Origin of the sequence: Fluviicola taffensis DSM 16823, assembly GCF_943372375.1 — a bacterium.
Classification (GTDB): Bacteria; Bacteroidota; Bacteroidia; order Flavobacteriales_D; family Crocinitomicaceae; genus Fluviicola; species Fluviicola taffensis_A.
Window position 1 is genome coordinate 51,509 of sequence record NZ_CALRYJ010000017.1, and the last position, 20,490, is coordinate 71,998.

The following is a 20,490-nucleotide window of genomic DNA, read 5'->3' on the forward strand; positions in this document are numbered from 1 at the left end:
GTTTCATCCTTCAGAAAATCGTTTATCTAACTAATTTTGTGGCATGCGCAATTTGATTGCTTTTTTCAAACGATTTCAGATCTTTTTGGTCTTTGTGTTACTCCAAATTGTAGCACTTTCTGCCTATATCCAATACTCTGAATTCGCACGATTACAAGTTTTTTCAAGTGCCTCAAAAATCAATGGTGGACTTTTTACCGTCAGAAACTCTGTGACACAGCATTTCAATCTGGAAAACACCAATCGGAAATTGGAGTGGGAAAATGCGCGTTTACGCGAAAAATTAAAAGGTTCCAATTATAAGATTGACCGGGAACTGATCCAGATAGAGGATACAAACTACCATCAACAATATCTGTATGTTGCAGCTTCCGTTATCAATAACACCTACGATAAGCGAAACAATTACATGACCATAGACATCGGAAGCAATCACGGGATCAAAAAAGGTTGGGGAGTCATTTCATCGAAAGGAGTTGTTGGAATAGTTCATTTGGTGGGTGAAAAATACTCGGTTGTCAAAACCATCCTTTCGAAGAATATCAACGTGGATGTCAGCATGCGCGATGGAGGTGCTTTCGGTCTATTGAAATGGGATGGAATCAACCCTAAAATTTGTCAGATCGCTGGAATTTCCAATGATATCTCCATCAAGAAATTCACGAAAGTAATTACCCGTGGAGGATCCGGAATTTATCCGAAAGGAATTCCGGTCGGGGTAATCACCAAACGCAAATCAATTGAAGGAAAACCTTTGTGGGATTTGCAAGTAAGAATTGCAGAAGATTTCAGAACCATTCAGCACGTATACGTGATCAAGAATGTCTTGTTGGATGAATTAAGAGAACTGGAGGGAAAAATTCCGCCAGACAAAGAAGAGGAGGATTTTTAAGTGAATAGTTTTGTTTTAAATAGCATTCGTTTTGTATTATTTGTACTGTTTCAAGTGCTGATATTAAACAACCTGGAGCCAGGTCTGGGTCTCTATGCGATGATCTATCCCTTGTTCATTTTCATGCTGCCTTTTCAAATGGGAACAGTGCCGCTGATGCTTTTAAGCTTTGTTTTCGGATTGGTGATCGATTCCTTTTCCAACACCTTCGGACTTCATGCCTCAAGTGCGGTGATCATGGCTTTTTTCAGACCCATTATCTTTAAATGGCTCTCACCAAGAGATGGATATGAGAGTGTGGAATCTGTGAATGTCTATTCCATGGGTGGACGTTGGTTCTTATATTCTTATGGAATGCTTTTACTCATTCACAATACGTGGTTCTTTTCGATTGAGTCATTCAAATGGAATGAGTTCATCTGGATCTTACTTAAGATCGGTTTAAGCGTCCCGAGTTCCTTTTTATTAAGCTTATTAGTGCAATTTATCTTCATCTCTAACAAAAAGGCAGTACGATGAATCTGGATGGAAGAAAATACGTCATCTTGGTATTCTTTATCCTTGTCGGGTCAATTTATTTGATTCGTTTATTTTTCATGCAGGTTGTGGACGATACCTGGAAATTGAGAGCCGCGGAAATTGCCGAGAAAAGAAAAGAAATCACTCCGCCAAGAGGAATCGTTTTTGACAGACATGACAAGAAAGTGGTGACCAATAGAAGTTACTATAACTTGATGATGAAAGAAGAGGACATCCATGATTTCGATACGGTGGCATTTGCAAACCTGGTTGGATGGACGAAACAGGAAGTAAAGGATCGCTTCTATCAGATTAAAAAGGGAGAAGGGAAATACCGCAATCCGAATACAGGGAAATTACAGGAGAATTACCAGAAACAACGCCCCTATCCTTTCATTAAGGAACTAACCATTGATGAAATCACACGGATTGCTCCTCACCTGGAAAAATTTCCCGGATTTTATGAGGATTTGACATCCATGAGAAGTTATCCTTACTCCGGAGGAGCGAATATCTTCGGTTACCTCAATGAAGTTTCGAAGGAAGAGATAGAAGAAGATCGTTTTTACAGACCGGGAGATCAGATTGGACGAGCTGGAATAGAACGGTTCTACGAAAAGCAATTGCGGGGTCAGAAAGGAATCAAGTACATTGTGACTTCTGCAATGAATAATGCCATTGAATCTTATGCAGGTGGGAAATACGACACCATGGCAGAACAAGGGCCTGCCTTGCATTTAGGTCTGGATATTCAGCTGCAGGTTTATGGTGAGAAACTGATGCAGAATAAGCGGGGTTGTATCGTTGCTATTGAGCCCAAAACGGGAGAAATTCTAGCCTTGGTTTCCGCTCCAAGTTTTGACCCGAACATTTTGGTTGGAAGAAGAAATATAAGCAAAAACTACCCGAAGTTGTTATTGGATGAAGGAAAACCATTGTATCCAAGGCCTTTAGCTGCGGAATATCCTCCCGGATCCATTTTTAAATTATTGCAATCACTGATTGGTTTGCAGGAAGGTGTCATTACCCCGGAATCCGGATTTCCCTGCACAAAATCCATGGTAGGATGTCACAATCATCCGAATGCGACGAGTCTGCCTGACGGAATAAAATTCTCCTGTAATCCTTATTTCTATTATGTGATGAGACGAATCATCCAGCAGGGGAAAAAGAAATCCATTTTTGCGGATGCAGAACTGGGTTTGAACAATTGGTATGATTACATTATGAGTTTTGGATTGGGAAGTCAATTTGATACGGATGTTACGGGAATGCGTTCCGGATTGATTCCGAATTCGGCTTATTATGATAAGTGGTATGGACATAACACCTGGGCTTTCTCTACGATTCGTTCCATTTCTATCGGACAAGGAGAAGTGAAAGTGACACCTCTTCAAATGGCTAATATCGCTGCAATTATTGCAAATAAAGGATGGTATTACACCCCTCATTTTGTTCGCTCCATTGGAAATAAAGGTCCGCTACCTCAATTTAAGGTGGTACACAGAACAAAGGTTGATGCCGTGAATTTCGAACCCATTATTGAGGGGATGAGAAGGGTTTGTTATGAACCGGGAGGAACAGGGAAGCGTGCTGTTGTTGAAGGAGTTACTGTTTGCGGAAAAACGGGGACCGCTCAAAACCCGCATGGAGAAGACCACTCGGTATTCCTTGCTTTTGCACCCATGGAAAATCCGAAAATTGCCATTGCTGTTTTCATTGAAAATGCCGGTTTTGGTGGGGTTTGGGCTGCACCGACTGCCGGGTTGATGATTGATAAATACATTCACAGAAAGGTGAAAGACAAGGCGAAAGAGCAGATGGTTTCCTCTGCAAACTTACTGAATATCAAAGCAAGGCCTATGAAGAAGAAAAAGCCATAGGCTTTTGATAACTGAATCCGCCGAGGCGGATAGCGCAGTTCAACAAAATAGAATGAGTTACTAAGAAGTAAATGAGAAGAGAAGATTCGCTTACGCAACACGTAGATTGGTGGTTACTTTCAATAGTAGTCATCATGTTGGGTATGGGAATCGCCAATGTCTATTCAGCTGCTTACGATCCCGATCATCCCAATATTTTTGATTTTTCCCAAAAGTATGGGAAGCAGATCATGTGGGTTGGAATTTCTATTTTCCTGGGATTTCTCGTCTTCCTGATCGATTCCGATATCTACCGCAAATTTGCAATTCCGATTTACTTATTTTGCTTTTCCCTGCTGGTGGTAGTTCTTTTCACTCCTCCAATTAACGGTGCACGAGCCTGGTTGGGAATCGGTTCCATGGGGATTCAGCCCGCCGAATTCATGAAGATCGGTACTGCAATCGTTTTGTCGCGCTACATTTCAACCGTAAACGTAAAGAACCAAAATGTGCAAACGGTACTTATTGCATTGGCAATAGTCATGGTACCGATGGTAATGATCTTGCTTCAACCGGATGCCGGAACGTTCGTAGTCTTCACTTCCTTTTTCTTTGTATTGTATCGGGAAGGGATCACTTTTGACCCATTGGTTTTAAAAGTGGTGAATGCCATTCCGGGTGTTCGGTTTAAGGAAACATGGGTAGGAAGTCACTTTATTCCCATCTTGTTCTATGTGGTATTTCTTTCGATCGTAACACTTTTGATGAGTGGAAACAAATATGAATTCACCTTTATGCGGGGTGTTTTGATACCTGGTTTTTATGGGGTTATTACGGTAATAACGGTGATTGCATTAATTGCTTATTTGATCTTACGTTGGATTTCATCAAAAAGAGACCAAAGAAGAGTTCTTTTAATTATTGTTACCGGATGGTTTTTGTCCGTTGCAGTTTCAACCACAGTGAACTTTTCTTTCTCCAGTTTAGCTCAGCATCAGAAAGACCGCATCGAACTGGTTTTGGGCTTGCGTAAAGACGATGACGGAAAAGATTACAACCGCAACCGTGCAATGGCAGCAGTAGGTTCGGGAGGTTTATTCGGAAAAGGGTATAAGAAAGCAAGTGTAGCAAGTGTTCGATCAAACCACGTTCCTGAAAGTGAAACAGATTTCATCTTTTGTCCGCTTGCCGAAGAATGGGGTTTTATGGGAAGTCTTGCAATCGTAGGACTTTTTATGGGAATGCTGTTTCGGATCATTGTGATTGCTGAACGACAGCGCTCCACATTCAATCGTGTTTACGCCTATTGTGTAGCCATGATTGTCTTCTATCACTTTGCAGTCAATATCGGGATGAATATCGGATTGGCACCGGTAATTGGAATTCCATTGCCATTCTTCAGTTATGGAGGATCTTCCCTGATGTCATTCTCCATGCTCCTGTTCATCCTTCTGAAGTTGGATAGCCAACGGAGAGATGTCTTATTCTAAAAAGTGACTTCGACTCCGCTCAGTCACCTTTTTAAAAAATAGTTGATTTGTTTTCGGTAGCTGAATGCTTGCGCTAGAGGTCCAGCTTAGTCTAAGCCCCGAAATTTGAACGAATTACTTCGGGTACTCAATATCTTCCTCCAGTTCGTCGTCGTTTTTCTTTTTCTTCTTCTTTGCTTTTTTCCAGTCAAAGGTATATTCCAAAGAAAGAATGTGTTCGTTGTAGTTATTCTTGGTATTGAATTTCTGCCCGTAATAATACGTCAAGCCAACTTCATTTGATCCGGGTAAATTGAAATTCAGAGTGACGCCATAGCGCACACGATTCCATGTTTTTCCAAAGGGACCATTGTTGGGATTATAGAAAAATTCCACAGAAGCTTCCGGGATAATCTTGGATTTGGGCTTGTCCCATTCTACATGTGGTTTGATTCGAAAAGCAGGATCCAAATCTCCTCCGGTTGTTGCGAATCCTCCGATATACATCTGGTAGCGCAAACGGGCACCGAATTTAATTTGCTGCACCTTGTGACGAAAATCGGCATTGAAGTTCAGACGGTGACTATTGTCAAAGTTTCTGCGTTTATCATAATCGGTGACAATCCGGTATTCGATGGAAGGTCTGAACCAATCCAATTTAGTATACTTCAGGCTTGCTTCCTGATACAAAGTTGCCAATTGGCCATAGTTATTCAGTCGCACATTCGTGTTCAGATTCACTTCCAGATTGTACTTGATTTCGCGCTTTACTCCGGCACTAAACCAAAATTGACCTCTCGTGCTCTGATTCCATGCCAGGAAAGAAGGCACCAGGAAAAAGGCAACAATAATTAAGGCCTTCATTTAGTTTTTGATTAGCGTAATGGTGCCGATATCGGCATTTTCCTTTTTACCGATAGTTACCGTTTTACTGACAACCTCCATGGTGTTGTAATCGTCGTCGTTGTTCGGGATATTGTTTCCGGGATGGAAAATCTTACTATATCCGAAAATGGTGTAAGTTCCGGGTTGCAAAAATTCAAACTTGAATGAGCCATCATAAGAAACCTCGATCTTATCATCGTACATGGCATCGCCATCACCGTAAATGATATATAGATCTTCTGTTGCTCCTGAGTAACTTACGGTATCCGTAACCTGACCGTTGATGTAAAGGCGTTCATTTACGACAACATTTCCGGAGATTGATGCACGACCTCCGTCGCCTTCTACTTTCTTACATGCTGAAATTGTGGAGAGAACGGCAATTCCAAAAATTAGTTTTTTCATTAGTCTAGTTTAATAGAGCTACAATATTAAGAGAATTTTAATCAAATGATACGCCTGAAATAAGGAATTACAAATTAAAAACGAACTTTCCAGCCACTTTTCGTGAAAAAATACGTCTACTGTTTGGATTATAACATAAAAGATTCGTAAAATTATACACTCTTTAAATGAAAACTACGCATGAAATTGCTATCTCTCTTTAAAACGGCTTGTTTCCTGTTTCCTATTTTGCTATCTGGTATAGCGAATTCGCAGGTCGTAATCAATGAATATTCGTGTTCTAATATAAGTGGTCCTGTTGATGCCTTTGGCGAATACGAGGATTGGGTCGAACTGTATAACGCGGGTGCAGCCTCGGTAGATTTAACAGGCTATTATTTATCTGATAATGACGCCAATCCTCAAAAGTGGCAGATACCTTCCGGATCAATTGCCGCTGGAGGATACAAGATGGTGTATTGTAGCGGTCGAAATTTGGTTTCCGGTGCAGAATACCATCCGAGTTTTAACTTGGCACAAACCAAGAATGAGTGGTTTATTCTGACGAGTCCTACCAATGTAACGGTCGATTTCGTGGAATTTACACAAATGACGAAACAGAATCACTCCATTGGTCGCCAAACAAATGGTGCAGCTACCTGGAGATTGTTTTTAACACCAACTCCCGGAGCAGCAAATAGTGGGGGGATCAACTTTTATACCCCGACACCTGTATTCAGTGTAGCACCTGGTTTTTATCCCGGAACTCAAAACGTAACAATCACCTGCTCTGACGTAACAGCAACAATCCGATACACAACCGATGGATCTGTTCCAACGACAACCTCTACTTTGTACGCCGGACCTGTTTCTATTACTACAACCAAAGTGCTAAGAGCAAAGGCATTCTCCACGAACGAACCTAGTTTCACGATGTCCGGAACTTATTTCATCAATGTAAATCATACGGTGCCAGTGGTCTCTGTTGCTGGATTTGGAAGTAATTCCGTAGCAACCTTGCTCAATGGAAATGGTGGAATTACGCCACAAGGGTTTTTCGAGATTTGGGAAGCAGATAAATCGTTTGTAGATAAAGGAGAAGGAGAATTCAATAAGCATGGGAATGATTCCTGGGCATATGACCAAAGAGGATTTGACTTCATTATGCGCGATCAATTTGGATATGATCATGAAATAGATCATCAAATTTTTCCTGAAAAAACGCGGGATAATTTCCAACGTCTGATTTTAAAACCAGGGGCAAGTGATAACTATCCTTTTGAAACAGGAGGAGCACATATCCGGGATGCATTCGTTCATACCCTATCTCAAAAAGCTCACTTAAAATTAGATGAACGTACATGGAGACCTTGTGTCGTTTATGTTAATGGACAATATTGGGGAGTTTATGAACTTCGTGAAAAAGCGGATGATCATGATTTTACCAAATATTATTCTGATCAGGACAAATACAATTTACAGTATTTGAAAACATGGGGAGGAACCTGGGAAGAATACGGAGCTCCAAATGCACAACCAGATTGGAATTCCTTGAGAAATTACATCAATACCAACAATATGGGTGTTGCGGCTAATTTCAACTATGTTGACAACCTATTGAACTGGGAATCATTGATAGACTACTTCGTAATAAACTCATACATCGTAAATCAGGATTGGTTGAATTGGAATACTGCTTGGTGGAGAGGAATGGATCCGAATGGTGACAAGAAGAAATGGCGCTATACTTTATGGGACATGGATGCCTGTTTTGGGCATTATATTAACTATACCGGAATCCCCGACCCTACAGCAAATGCAGATCCTTGTAATGTAGAAAACTTACCAAATCCGGGAGGACAAGGTCACACGGATATTTTGGATAAACTCATTACCGAAAATCCAGTAGTTGAACAATACTACATTACGCGTTATATTGATTTGGTAAATACTCATTTCTCTTGTACGTACATGAATTACCTGTTAGACAGTGTAGTTAATCAGATTTCACCGGAAATGACACAACATTGTGCAAGATGGGGAGGTTCAGTTGCAGGATGGCAAGCCAATGTGCAAGCTATGCGTGATTTTATTAATTTGAGATGCACCGCTTTGAATCAGGGAATGACTGATTGTTATCAGGTTACCGGTCCGAATGCGATTGTAGTGACAGTCAGTCCGGCAAATTCAGGGGAAGTGAAAGTGAACTCAGTTTGGGCTCCAACTTATCCATGGAATGCAAATTATTTCGGAGGAATTCAAACGAATTTAATCGCCAAACCACTTACCGGTTTTGTTTTCTCACATTGGGAATACACGGCAAATACACTTACAGCAGCAATAACTCAGGATACGAATTCAATGGATATCGTTGCACCGGTTACCATTACAGCTGTCTTTATTGCGGATAATCCGGATTTGGATGGTGACGGTTGTACAAATACAGATGAAATTTTAGCAGGAACAGACCCGAACAATCCGGACACAGATGGAGACGGAGAGGGTGATTGTCCGGAAATTGGACCTGATCCTGCAAATCCACTGGATTCTGATGGAGATGGAATTATCGATGGGTTGGAATCAAGTGTTACAGATACAGATGGTGATGGCGTGAACGATGAAACTGATCCTGCAAATACAGATCCATGTATTCCAAATCCAAATGCCGGTCCTTGTGATCAGGATAGCGATGGATTGACGAATGCGGAAGAAACAACTGCCGGAACAGATCCAACAAATCCGGATACGGATGGAGACGGAATCAATGATGGAGATGAGATTACAAATGGAACAAATCCATTGGATCCTTGTTCACCTCCGAATGCAACTCCGGCTTGTAATATAGACACCGATGGTGATGGAATTCTGGATGGTTCAGAAGCTCAATACGGAACGGATCCGAACAATCCGGATACGGATGGAGATGGAGTTAATGATGGAGATGAGGTGACAAATGGAACCGATCCACTTGATTCATGTGATCCGAATCCGGTAGGAGACAATTGTTTCCTTGGATTCTATATGCCGACCGCATTCTCTCCAAATGGAGATGGATTAAACGATCTTTTAGCTCCGAGAGTCGGAAGAGATGTTGTTTCATTCACTTGGTATGTTTACGACCGTTGGGGTAACAGAATGGTTGTCAGTTCGGATGTGAATTTCAAATGGGATGGAATTTTCAATGGTGTAAAAGTAAATACAGGTGTCTATGCTTATCAGGCAAATGTGACTTTCACAGATGGCAGAAAAGAAACATACACAGGTAATATTACTGTAACAAGATAATCATGGGAAGAGGGGTTTTTACGGCACTTGCATTTTTGACTGGTCTGTCAGCAAGTGCCCAGGATTTTCATGTTACGCAGATTCTTCAGTCTTCAAACTTACTCAATCCCGGAGCGGTTGGGGTCTATGACGGTTGGGAACGAATTGCGATTCAACAACGAAATCAGTGGCTGGGAGGCGGCGCAACTTATATGACAACCGGATTGGCGGCAGATGCCAATTTTTTTAAGAACGATCGGAAACCGAAAGCTCATCTTGGAGTCGGAGTTCAGTTTTATAACGATATTGCCGGGAGTTCAGGATATGGGTTACAAACGGGTTCATTAGCCGTTTCCGGGATTCTTCCCGTTGGAAACGGAAGTCAACTTTCACTTGGAATTCAAGGAGGTATTGGGAACCGTTCGGGAAATATGTCTCGATTGATCTATGATTCGCAATGGAACGGAAATGGGGCTTATGATCCGACGATTGTCAGTGGAGAAACCGGAAGTTTGAGCTCGTTTATTTATATTGATGCTTCAGCCGGACTCTTCTATCAGTTCGATGGTGGACAAAGTACCTTTGCACGAAATAATGATATGAAGTTCCAGGTTGGATTGGCCGGGTATCATTTGAATGCTCCTTTGTTGAAATATCGCAGTGGCTCCCAGGAACAACTCGCAAGAAAATATGTTGGAATGGTCAAATATTCGATGGATATACCAAATACCAAACTGGCTTTTGACGCGCAATTTGCACAGTTTATTCAAGGTGGACATTTTGAATCAATCCTGGGGTTGATCTTGAGAAGACGTTTTGAAAGCGGAGGGAAGATTACCGGTCTGAATCAGGATGCTTTTGTCGGACTTGGAGTTTATACCCGTTTGAAAGATGCAATTTCACCTACTTTGCAAGTTGACTGGAAAGGTTTCCATTTTGGAGTCTCTTATGACATCACCTTGTCAGCACTTAGATACGGTTACAAAGGAGGAAGTTTGGAATTTTCGCTTAGTTATACGAATCTGAATACTGCTTTATTCAAAACTCGAAGAAAAGGATTTAGATAATTCAAAATTCAAAAGGTAAAATTCAAAAACTTGACCTTTAGATAATTCAAAGGGAATTGAAAAGTTTTTGACGATTCTCCATTTTCAATTTAGTTATCAACAAACTACAACGGTTTTCCATTTAAAATTGGTACTTTTGCGCCCTCGAATCAGGTTGATCGGAAGGAACAAAGTTGATATATGGAAAACGCTAAAAAAATTACAGGAGCTTTAATTTCAGTTTATTACAAAGATGGTTTGGAGCCAATTGTACGTAAATTGCATGAAGAAAACGTAAGTATCTATTCCACTGGTGGAACCCAAACGTTTATTGAAGGATTGGGAATTCCGGTTATACCGGTTGAGTCAATGACTTCTTACCCTGAAATTTTCGGTGGACGCGTGAAAACATTGCATCCGGCTATTTTTGGAGGAATTCTGCACAGAAGAAATTTGCAGGCTGATTTAGACCAAGCAAAGCAATTCAATATTCCTACCATTGACTTGGTAATCGTTGATTTATATCCTTTTGAGGAAACAGTTGCGTCCGGTGCAGACCACCAATCCATCATCGAGAAAATCGATATCGGTGGAATTTCATTGATTCGCGCAGCAGCTAAAAATTACAATGACGTAGTGATCATTCCTTCTGTAAATCAATATGCGGAGTTTCTTTCTATATTGGAAGGACAAGGTGCGTCAACTACTATCGACCAAAGAAAACAATTTGCGAAGAAAGCCTTTATGGTTTCATCGCATTACGATACACATATCTTCAATTACTTTAATGAAGGAGATGAAACTCCGGTTTTCAAACAAAGTATCCTGGAGAGTCAACCGCTTCGTTATGGAGAAAATCCGCATCAAAAAGGATGGTTCCACGGAAATTTTGCGGCAATGTTCGATCAACTGCATGGAAAAGAGCTTTCCTATAACAACCTGTTGGATGTGGATGCTGCCGTTCAGTTGATGGCTGAATTCGAAAACAATGATCCGACGTTTGCGATTCTGAAGCATAACAATGCATGTGGATTGGCTACACGTCCAACATTGGCTCAGGCTTATGCTGATGCACTTGCCGGAGATCCGACTTCTGCTTTTGGTGGAATTCTGATTGGAAACCGGACGATTGATTTGGCAACTGCCAATCAGATCAACGACCTATTCTGTGAAGTAGTTATTGCTCCGGGTTTTGATGCAGATGCAGAAGAAGTTCTGAAAAGCAAAAAGAACCGGATCTTATTGGTTCAAAAGAAGGTTGAGTTACCAAAACGTCAATTCAGAACCTTATTGAATGGTGTTTTGGAGCAAGATAAGGACATGCTTTCTGAATCTGCAACTAACTTTGAGCCAAGAACAAAAACAGTTCCTACAGCGCAGGAAGTGGAAGACCTGATCTTTGCAAACAAATTGGTGAAGCATACGAAATCGAACACCATCGTTTTTGCAAAAAACGGACAATTGATCGCAAGTGGAACAGGTCAGACATCCCGCGTGGATGCGTTGCGTCAAGCAATTGAAAAAGCCAGAACATTTGGATTTGATTTGAAAGGAGCAGTTATGGCTTCAGATGCATTTTTCCCTTTCCCGGATTGTGTTGAGATTGCTCATCTAGCTGGAATCACTGCAGTTGTTCAGCCCGGAGGTTCAATCAAAGATGAATTATCAATCGATTACTGCAATGCGAATGGAGTTGCCATGGTGTTCACAGGAAACAGACATTTTAAGCATTGATTCAAAATAAATGAATTGTAAAAGGAGCTGAAGAAGGCTCCTTTTTTGTTTTTTGAGTTGCTGAATTTTAAAATATTCCGGAAGTTTCCGAGAATTGAAGGGACTTTCCGATTTCAATTTTTGAGCAAAACAAACGGTTTTTCGATCATTTGAGAATATTGCAAACACAATTAATTGAATTTCAAATTTCTTTCTACAAATTAGACTCGGGTTTTGATTTTTTTTTCGATTATTTAGTCTAATTTTGTAACACTTTCCAAGAATTTACGAATAAGGAGGGGGAAACGCAAAAAGGAGCGCGCTAGATGGGACTGTTTAATTTTCTGACACAAGAAATTGCTATTGACTTAGGTACTGCAAACACACTGATCATTATGAATGACAAAGTGGTAGTTGATGAGCCGTCAATTGTAGCAAAGGATATTCAAACGGGTAAAGTTGTTGCTATCGGCAAGAAGGCACAACAGATGCACGGAAAAACACACAAATTAATTGAAACAGTCAGACCGTTGAAAGATGGTGTAATTGCGGACTTTCAAAGTGCTGAGCAAATGATTCGCGGATTCATCAAAATGATTAATCCGGGGAAACGCTTGTTTAATCCTACCCTTCGTATGGTTATCTGTATCCCATCCGGAATTACCGAAGTGGAAAAACGCGCTGTACGTGACTCTGCAGAACATGCAGGAGCAAAAGAGGTTTATTTGATTCATGAACCTATGGCTGCTGCAATCGGTATCGGTATCGATGTGGAAGAGCCCATGGGAAATATGATTATTGATATAGGCGGTGGGACTTCCGAAATTGCAGTCATTGCATTGGGAGGAATTGTTTGTGATAAATCGATTCGTATTGCCGGAGATGATTTCACATCTGACATCGAAGAGTACATGCGTCGTCAACACAATATCCTGGTTGGGGAGCGCACAGCTGAGCAAATCAAGATCGAAGTTGGTGCAGCTTTACCTGAATTGGAGAATCCACCGGCAGATTACGCAGTTCGTGGTCGTGATTTGATGACAGGTATTCCAAAAGAAATCATCATTACCTATTCGGAGGTTGCCCATGCTTTGGATAAAACGATTTCCAAAATTGAAGAAGCGATTTTAAGTGCCCTTGAGCAGACTCCACCGGAACTTTCGGCGGATATCTACAAAACAGGTATTTATCTTGCTGGAGGTGGCTCTATGTTGCGTGGTTTGGACCGTCGCATCAATGAGAAAACAAAATTACCTGTTCACATTGCTGAGGATCCGTTGAGAGCTGTAGCACGTGGAACAAGTATCGCATTGAAGAACCTGGATCGTTTCCAGTTCTTGATCAGAGACTAAAAACAACAAACTAATATAAAAGAGAATCCTGACTCCGTTTATCGGACGTCAGGGTTTTTTGTTATATTTCCTCCATGAATCACTTAATCAGACTTATCTCCTTTATTCTTTTTTGTGTTTTCACAAATCCGATTCTTGCACAGGAATCGGGTAATGAATATTCTAAAATTTCCTTTTCGATCAGAGCAAAATACCTTTATCTCCCTGGATGGGAGAATGTATCCTGGAGATCATACAGTTATGGTGGCGAGATCTTTATAGGGAAACATCATGCAATCGGTATTGATGGAGATGGGTTTATAACTCGAAGGAGATGGGAAACAGGTGAATATGATGATCTTATAGCTATGGAAGTCACCAAAAGGTCAAGTGTCTATGCAGATTACAAATACATTCACCCCTTTAATGAAGTTTTCAGTTTATACGGTCAGGTTTACTCCAGGTTCCTTGGGAAACGGACGGATTGGTATGAAGATGCTGAAAATGATACGTTGATTGATCCGAATTATTTACTGGAAACAAAAAGGGGAACATTTACCGACTTCGGAATAGGAATAGGAGGAAAGTGGTATTTCAACGGAGGGAATTCCGGGTTGGACGTGAGTCTGAATGCTTACAAACGATTTGGAAGTTATACCGAAACTGTCTATTCTCCAACGAATGGTTGGTCAACAAATGACATAGATAATTCAACGGTTTCTGCTTATTTGAGAGTGGCGTTCTTCTACCACTTTTTCCGGTTCAGGAAATAGTCGCTGCACCTCCAATGAGTAACTTGCTTTAGATGAACTAAGAATTATTTTAAATTTGTGTAAAACGAATGCATGAACATTCCGGAAACTGCTCATAATTTGACTTGTTACTTCACCTGGATGGGGGAAGATGGAATTGCCCGAACAAAAGTGAAACCGGGTTCGGAAGTGAAATTGGAGCATGCTCAGGAAAACTCAGTTGTTGTCAATAGTTTTTACATCGACCGAAAATACCCGCTTTTGATTGATGCCCGCGGAATAAGATCTATCTCACGGGATGCCCGTAATTTCTTTACAACCAACGGTCGGCAAACAAATACACTGGCATTTGCGATTATTATCGATTCTTCCGTAAGTAGGGTGGTCGGAAACTTTTTCTTAGGAATCAATAAACCAGCAGTACCTACCAAATTGTTTTTGGATGAGCCCAATGCGGTGGAGTGGTTACGTAAATTGAAAGAATAATGAATCCGAACGAAGTCAAATATATTCAAGAACGCACCAATGCGATATTGGATGTTATTATGGCTTATGCCCGTTTGGATTTCACCCAAAAAACAGAAATAACCGATCAGGGAGATGTTTTTGATTCCATAGCTTCCGGAGTGAATATGCTAGGGGAAGAATTGGAAAACTCTGTAATAACTCTTCAGGAACGGGAAGCATTGCTTCAGGAAGTTCATCACCGAGTGAAAAACAACCTGCAAATCATTTCCAGTTTGATGAACCTGCAGGCATCTTACACAAAAGACGAGAAATTTCTGGCGCTGATACGGGAGTGTAGAAATCGGATCATTTCCATGTCGATGATCCATGAGATGCTCTATCGGACAAAAGATCTGAGTCGTATTCAGGTTTCAGATTACATCCGGACATTGACTTTAAGTATCAATAGTTCCTTTTCGGGAAGTAGTTCGGATGTGGTTTTCGAGTATGATATCGATGACCGGATTTACCTGGAAGCAGATCGCATGATTCCAATAGGATTAATTATAAATGAGGCTGTAAGCAACAGTTTTAAGTATGCATTCCCGGATGGAAAAGGAATTATCCGGATCATTTTTACGGGTTCGAAAACGCATTTTCGGATGAAAATTTCAGACAATGGGATTGGATTACCGACAACCATTCAGACCGAAGCATTCGAAAGTTTGGGAATTCAATTAATCGGTGCTCTTTCCGACCAACTTTCGGCAGAATTGAAAATTCTACGTGAAAATGGATTGGGGTACGAGCTTCGTTTTAAAATTGAATCCTGATAGCTATCGGAATGATAATGTAAAATTGAAAAGTGCATTTCGACTGTACGCTGCGCCTATGCTGTCCTTGTTTTACCGAAGCGGCTATGCGAAGGCAAGAGCTCTAGCGCAAGCATTCAATGACCTTTTCAATACCAAATCCAACCGTTTATTACTTTGATTTTTCGGTCTTTTGAACACCCTTTTCTGCTTCAACATTCAAGATAATCTTCGCAATATTGGTTGTGAATAGCTTTACTGCAATTGCTAAAAGTATGATTCCGAATACTTTCTTCATGATTGCAATTCCTCCTGGACCAAGTATACGTTCAATCGTTTTTGTCAAGCGCAATACAATGTAAACAATCAGTACATTCAATAAAATTGCCAAAACAATGTTGATGTTTTGAAATTCTGCTCTCAGTGAAACCAGGGTGGTCATTGTTCCTGCGCCGGCAATGATCGGGAAAGCCAATGGAACGACACTGGCTGTTTTTCCTGAAACAGAGTCGCGGAACAGGCGCACACCCAAAATCATTTCCAAACTCATAGCGAACAAGATCAGGGAACCCGCAACAGCGAAAGATCCCACGTCTACTCCAAACAACTTGAGGATTGATTCTCCCAGGATCAGGAAACCGATCATGATTCCCAAGGAAACGAAACTCGTTCTTGCAGGATGAATATCACCACTTTGTTCCTGGATCTTGATGATCAAGGGAACAGATCCGATCACGTCAATAACAGCAAATAAGACCATGGAAGCTTTGAAAAAATCGCCCCAATTGAAAGCCCAGAAATAGTTTAACATATCTTACTGATTTAAAAGCGTTTGTTCTACAATGATAGGGAAATGTTTGTGTTCCAATAACTGGATTTTTTCAGCAAGAGAATCAATGGTGTCATTGGAGCTTACCTCTGTTTCAAATTGAGCGAGTAATTCTCCTTTATCAAACTCTTCATTCACCAAATGAATAGAGATTCCGCTCTTTGCTTCTTTTGCTTCAATAACTGCCTGATGAACGAACTTTCCATACATCCCTTTTCCACCGTATTTTGGAAGGAGTGAAGGATGGATATTGATGATCCGATTTTGGTATCCGCGAATAATATTGACAGGGATCTTCCGCAAGAATCCGGCCAATACGATCCAATCGATAGCACGATAATCGAGTTCTTGTAAAACAGTCAATCCACTCTCGAATTCCTCGTTGGTGAAAATCAATACCTCGACTCCCAAGGCTTTGGCTTTTTCCACAATCGGTGCGTCCGTCTTGTTACAAACCACTGTTTTCACCTCAATTTGAGCGTGATTCTGAAAAAAATAAATCAAATTAACGGCATTTGAGCCATTCCCCGATGCGAATAGGGCTATGGATTTCTTATTCATGGCACAAAGTTACATAATCCAAATGACACAGCACAAGCGGATTTCAAGCAGAAAACAAGATTCCCAAAAGACTTAAAATGTAATTAAGTCACTTTATATTTTGTTTTTATCGCATTTCCTATTTTCTTTGCAAGCTGAAAAACCTTATAAAAGAATTGAGATGTCTGATATCAAATCAAGAGTAATATCTATTATCGTAGATAAGTTAGGAGTTGAAGAAAGCGAAGTAACAAACGAAGCAAGCTTCACAAATGATCTAGGTGCTGATTCACTAGATACTGTAGAATTGATCATGGAATTCGAGAAAGAATTCAACATCGCTATTCCAGATGATCAAGCTGAGAACATTCAAACAGTTGGTGACGCAGTTTCTTATATCGAGCAAAACGCTAACTAAGAGATCTTAGTTTTCCAAGCATTAAGAAAACGAATTAATTATTTATGGAGCTGAAGAAGGTTGTTGTAACTGGGTTGGGTGCTATTACACCCATTGGTAATACTGTTGCGGAATATTGGGATGGATTACTAAATGGAAAAAGTGGTGCTGCTCCGATTAAACAATTCGACGCTTCGTTATTTAAGACGCACTTTGCTTGTGAGATTAAAAATTTTAATGTCGAAGATCACATCGACAAAAAAGAAGCAAGGAAATTAGATCAATTTTCACAATACGCCATGGTCTCTGCTACAGAGGCCATGGTTGATTCTAAATTGATGGAGTCAAACCCGAATATAGACCGCATCGGTGTTATTTGGGGTTCTGGAATCGGTGGATTAAAAACATTCCAGGATGAAGCACAAAATTTCTTTGCCGGAGATGGAACTCCAAAGTTCAATCCATTCTTCATCCCAAAAATGATCGCAGATATTGCAGCAGGACATATTTCTATTAAATATGGTTTACGTGGACCAAACTACGTAACTGTTTCGGCTTGTGCTTCTGCAACGAATGCAATTATCGATGCGTTCAATTTGATCCGTTTAGGAAAAGCCGACGCTATCGTAACAGGTGGTTCGGAAGCTGCAGTAAACGAAATGGGGATGGGTGGATTCAATGCTTTAAGAGCTTTGTCTACCAGAAATGATTCTCCAGAAACAGCTTCCCGCCCATTTGATTTGGACCGTGATGGTTTTGTCTTGGGGGAAGGTAGTGGTGCACTTATTTTGGAAGAATACGAGCATGCAAAAAAGCGTGGAGCTAAAATCTATGCTGAGATTCTTGGAGGTGGAATGTCCGGTGATGCTTATCACATGACGGCTCCTCATCCGGATGGAATTGGTGCACGAAACACCATGATTGCTGCCTTGGAAGACGCCGAGCTGGATCCAACAGCAATTGATTACGTAAATGTTCATGGTACATCAACTCCTTTGGGTGACATTGCTGAAGTAAAAGCAATTTCACAAGTATTCGGAGAACATGCTTACAAGTTGAATATCAGTTCGACAAAATCAATGACCGGTCACTTGTTGGGTGCTGCAGGAGCTATTGAAGCGATTGCTTGTATCCTGGCAGTTAAAAATGATGTTGTTCCACCAACGATCAATCATTTTACAGATGATCCTGAGATCGACAATCGATTGAATTTCACATTTAATAAAGCTCAGCACCGTACTGTGGATGTTGCCTTATCAAACACCTTCGGTTTCGGTGGTCACAATACTTCTGTGATCGTGCGAAAGTATAAAGGTTAACAGTTAGGTGAGGTTTAGAATCCCATTTTTAAAGCAAAATCGGTCTCAAGAAGACGTAGAATTCATTCGGTTTTTTGTAAATCGCTTTGGATACAGACCGAAGAACATCGAATTGTTTTATCAAGCAGTTACACACCGTTCCATAGCTTATCATGGTCAAAAAGATTTTTCAAATGAACGTTTGGAATTCTTGGGAGATGCCATTTTGGACTCCATCATTGCGGAATTCCTGTTCCAACGATTCCCGGAGGAAGACGAAGGATATCTGACGAAGGTAAAATCAAAAGTAGTTTCCCGGAAAACGCTTTCGGAAATCGGTGAGGAATTGGAACTACGTTCCGTGCTTCGCTACAACAAAGGGCGATCCATCAATTTATCTTCACTGGAAGGAAATGCTTTCGAAGCAATTATCGGAGCGATTTATCTGGATAGTTCTTACGAGGCGACCAAGAAAATCATCTACAACCATATCTTTCGGAAGTATGTGGATCTGAATAAGATCCTGGAAGAGGAAATCGATTTTAAATCCAAGTTGTTTATCTGGAGTCAAAAAAGAAGATTGAGCTTGGAGTTTGTCGTTTTACGCGAAGAGAACAATCATGGGACTTGGTTTTATGAAGTGATCGTTCAGGTAAATAGCACAAATTACGGTAAGGGAACAGGTAATTCCAAGAAATTGGCCGAACAGGCAGCTGCAAAGGAGACACTCATTCTGATGGGAGAGATCTAAGCAAGTTATTTTTAATTGGTTCATAAATCTTCGTAAATGCGCCAACGCTTAGGCGTTTTGAGTGTGAAAATTCACATTACTTAAATTCCAGCACAAGACATTTATCTAAAATTGCGGAAAACCACATTTTTTATTCGCTTGTATTTTCAGTATTTATACGGTTGACTTTCATTCAAAAAGTTTATAGTTTGCGAGCCTAAATCATTAAATACTACAACGATGAAAACAAATTTGGTCATCCTTTTATTTTTTATGAAGGGATTCATTTTGTTAGCATTCACTATGTTAACTTATAATTCCTATTCCCAAACAAACACCCTTCCCGCTTCTGGTAATGTTGGAATCGGAACCACTTCTCCATCCGCAAAGCTGCAAGTGAATGGTTCAGCTAAAATTGATTCCATGCTGACAGTCAAAGATTCGATGATCGTCAACAAAACTGCCCATTTGAAAAGCAACCTGAAAGTGGTTGGAGAAGCAACTTTTAAGGACAATGCAACCATTAAGAAAGATTTAAAGGTTGAAGGAACCACTACTTTAATTGGCACAACAATCATCAAAGAAGGAGATTTCAAGATCAAAGCATTGGGAGATTCTACTTTACCCGACGATGGAGTTTTGATGATCAATGCCAATGGAAAAGTGAAGAATGGTGGAGATTTGAAGAGTTTAATCTATGCCGAAGCACAACCAGCAATGCCTTGTGCAACCGATATGAATGGTGGATATATCCAAACAGCGCCCTATTGGCAAGCCTCCAATAATCCACAGCGTATGTTTTTGATCAATACGCCCTGTTCTCCCGATCCAAGATTGGGTGTTGGTGTAAAGCCCGATGCCAAATTGCACGTGCAGTTAGTGAATGGCTCCACATTGCACCCTTTGCTGATTGAGAAGCGAATTTCCAATAATTCGAATGTGCTTCCATACAAGCTAATGGAATTGGACAATACCGGATTGCTCTATGCCCGTGAAGTAAAAGTGAATTTGGACTCTTGGCCCGATTACGTTTTTGATGAAGCATATCAACTCATGCCTCTGAGCGAATTACAGCAGTTTATTCAAAAAAACAATCATTTACCCAATGTTCCGAGTGCTTGCGAAATGGAAGAGCAGGGAATTAATGTGGCAAAGAGCAATGTGATGTTGATGGAGAAAGTGGAGGAACTGACGCTTTACATGTTGCAGATCAACGAACGGGTAAAAGTACAGGACGACTTGTTGAAGCAACAACAGGAAACCATCCGTTTACAACAGGAATTGATCCGGAAATTGGAAGAACAAGTAAAACCCTGAGTC

The 20,490-nt window shown here is 40.7% G+C and carries 19 protein-coding genes; 15 read left to right on the plus strand and 4 right to left on the minus strand.

Annotated elements, in window-relative coordinates:
• The first annotated feature begins 43 nt into the window (after window positions 1–43).
• From mreC to rodA, 4 genes are all read left to right on the plus strand, one after another.
• On the plus strand, window positions 44–892 hold the full coding sequence (mreC, locus tag AAG807_RS18240; RefSeq protein ID WP_341907115.1) for a rod shape-determining protein MreC: 849 nt from the start codon (window positions 44–46) through the stop codon (window positions 890–892).
• 54 nt (window positions 893–946) lie between these two features.
• Window positions 947–1,411 (plus strand): hypothetical protein, encoded by a 465-nt coding sequence (locus AAG807_RS18245; protein WP_341907118.1) that lies wholly within the window; start codon window positions 947–949, stop codon window positions 1,409–1,411.
• Window positions 1,408–3,294, plus strand: a complete 1,887-nt coding sequence (locus tag AAG807_RS18250; protein ID WP_341907120.1) for a penicillin-binding transpeptidase domain-containing protein — start codon at window positions 1,408–1,410, stop codon at window positions 3,292–3,294. Before AAG807_RS18245 ends, AAG807_RS18250 begins: the two co-directional genes overlap by 4 nt.
• A gap of 71 nt (window positions 3,295–3,365) precedes the next feature.
• Window positions 3,366–4,763 carry a rod shape-determining protein RodA gene (gene rodA, locus AAG807_RS18255; RefSeq protein WP_341907123.1) on the plus strand — a complete coding sequence of 466 codons (1,398 nt, stop codon included), beginning with the start codon at window positions 3,366–3,368 and terminating at the stop codon, window positions 4,761–4,763.
• Between the two features lie 114 nt (window positions 4,764–4,877).
• On the opposite strand, the gene AAG807_RS18260 is transcribed toward rodA, so the two are convergent.
• Window positions 4,878–5,606, minus strand: coding sequence for a DUF2490 domain-containing protein (locus AAG807_RS18260; RefSeq protein ID WP_341907125.1), 729 nt, complete (start codon window positions 5,604–5,606; stop codon window positions 4,878–4,880).
• Window positions 5,607–6,032, minus strand: coding sequence for a hypothetical protein (locus AAG807_RS18265; RefSeq protein WP_341907128.1), 426 nt, complete (start codon window positions 6,030–6,032; stop codon window positions 5,607–5,609).
• Window positions 6,033–6,212: 180 nt separating this feature from the next.
• On the opposite strand from AAG807_RS18265, the gene AAG807_RS18270 reads away from it, so the two are divergent.
• The 7 genes from AAG807_RS18270 to AAG807_RS18300 all read left to right on the plus strand — a co-directional run bounded on the left by AAG807_RS18270 (window position 6,213) and on the right by AAG807_RS18300 (window position 15,397).
• Window positions 6,213–9,296: a CotH kinase family protein gene (locus tag AAG807_RS18270; protein ID WP_341907130.1), complete on the plus strand. Its 3,084-nt coding sequence runs from the start codon at window positions 6,213–6,215 to the stop codon at window positions 9,294–9,296.
• 2 nt (window positions 9,297–9,298) lie between these two features.
• Window positions 9,299–10,342, plus strand: a complete 1,044-nt coding sequence (locus AAG807_RS18275) for a PorP/SprF family type IX secretion system membrane protein (RefSeq protein WP_341907134.1) — start codon at window positions 9,299–9,301, stop codon at window positions 10,340–10,342.
• 180 nt (window positions 10,343–10,522) lie between these two features.
• Window positions 10,523–12,055 carry a bifunctional phosphoribosylaminoimidazolecarboxamide formyltransferase/IMP cyclohydrolase gene (gene purH, locus AAG807_RS18280; RefSeq protein WP_341907137.1) on the plus strand — a complete coding sequence of 511 codons (1,533 nt, stop codon included), beginning with the start codon at window positions 10,523–10,525 and terminating at the stop codon, window positions 12,053–12,055.
• Between the two features lie 305 nt (window positions 12,056–12,360).
• Complete coding sequence (locus AAG807_RS18285) at window positions 12,361–13,386, plus strand: rod shape-determining protein (protein ID WP_341907142.1); 1,026 nt, start codon at window positions 12,361–12,363, stop codon at window positions 13,384–13,386.
• Window positions 13,387–13,460: 74 nt separating this feature from the next.
• Window positions 13,461–14,138: a hypothetical protein gene (locus AAG807_RS18290; RefSeq protein ID WP_341907145.1), complete on the plus strand. Its 678-nt coding sequence runs from the start codon at window positions 13,461–13,463 to the stop codon at window positions 14,136–14,138.
• Window positions 14,139–14,210: 72 nt separating this feature from the next.
• Complete coding sequence (locus AAG807_RS18295) at window positions 14,211–14,603, plus strand: hypothetical protein (RefSeq protein WP_341907147.1); 393 nt, start codon at window positions 14,211–14,213, stop codon at window positions 14,601–14,603.
• Entirely contained in the window at window positions 14,603–15,397 is a 795-nt protein-coding gene (locus tag AAG807_RS18300; protein WP_341907150.1) for a sensor histidine kinase, read from the plus strand. Before AAG807_RS18295 ends, AAG807_RS18300 begins: the two co-directional genes overlap by 1 nt.
• Before the next feature lie 151 nt (window positions 15,398–15,548).
• Here AAG807_RS18300 and AAG807_RS18305 read toward each other — a convergent pair whose 3' ends face one another.
• Together AAG807_RS18305 and AAG807_RS18310 are read right to left on the minus strand one after the other, a co-directional pair.
• Entirely contained in the window at window positions 15,549–16,187 is a 639-nt protein-coding gene (locus tag AAG807_RS18305) for a MarC family protein (RefSeq protein WP_341907152.1), read from the minus strand.
• 3 nt (window positions 16,188–16,190) lie between these two features.
• Window positions 16,191–16,766: a phosphoribosylglycinamide formyltransferase gene (locus AAG807_RS18310; protein ID WP_341907156.1), complete on the minus strand. Its 576-nt coding sequence runs from the start codon at window positions 16,764–16,766 to the stop codon at window positions 16,191–16,193.
• A 160-nt stretch (window positions 16,767–16,926) separates the two neighbouring features.
• Here AAG807_RS18310 and AAG807_RS18315 point away from each other — a divergent pair, with 160 nt between their 5' ends.
• From AAG807_RS18315 to AAG807_RS18330, 4 genes are all read left to right on the plus strand, one after another.
• Window positions 16,927–17,163, plus strand: coding sequence for an acyl carrier protein (locus AAG807_RS18315; protein WP_013686655.1), 237 nt, complete (start codon window positions 16,927–16,929; stop codon window positions 17,161–17,163).
• A gap of 44 nt (window positions 17,164–17,207) precedes the next feature.
• Window positions 17,208–18,461, plus strand: a complete 1,254-nt coding sequence (gene fabF / locus AAG807_RS18320; protein WP_341907162.1) for a beta-ketoacyl-ACP synthase II — start codon at window positions 17,208–17,210, stop codon at window positions 18,459–18,461.
• Between the two features lie 7 nt (window positions 18,462–18,468).
• The gene (gene rnc / locus AAG807_RS18325) at window positions 18,469–19,191 is read left to right on the plus strand and encodes a ribonuclease III (RefSeq protein WP_341907164.1); all 723 of its coding nucleotides are present in this window, start codon (window positions 18,469–18,471) and stop codon (window positions 19,189–19,191) included.
• A gap of 219 nt (window positions 19,192–19,410) precedes the next feature.
• The gene (locus AAG807_RS18330; protein ID WP_341907167.1) at window positions 19,411–20,487 is read left to right on the plus strand and encodes a hypothetical protein; all 1,077 of its coding nucleotides are present in this window, start codon (window positions 19,411–19,413) and stop codon (window positions 20,485–20,487) included.
• Window positions 20,488–20,490: the final 3 nt, after the last annotated feature.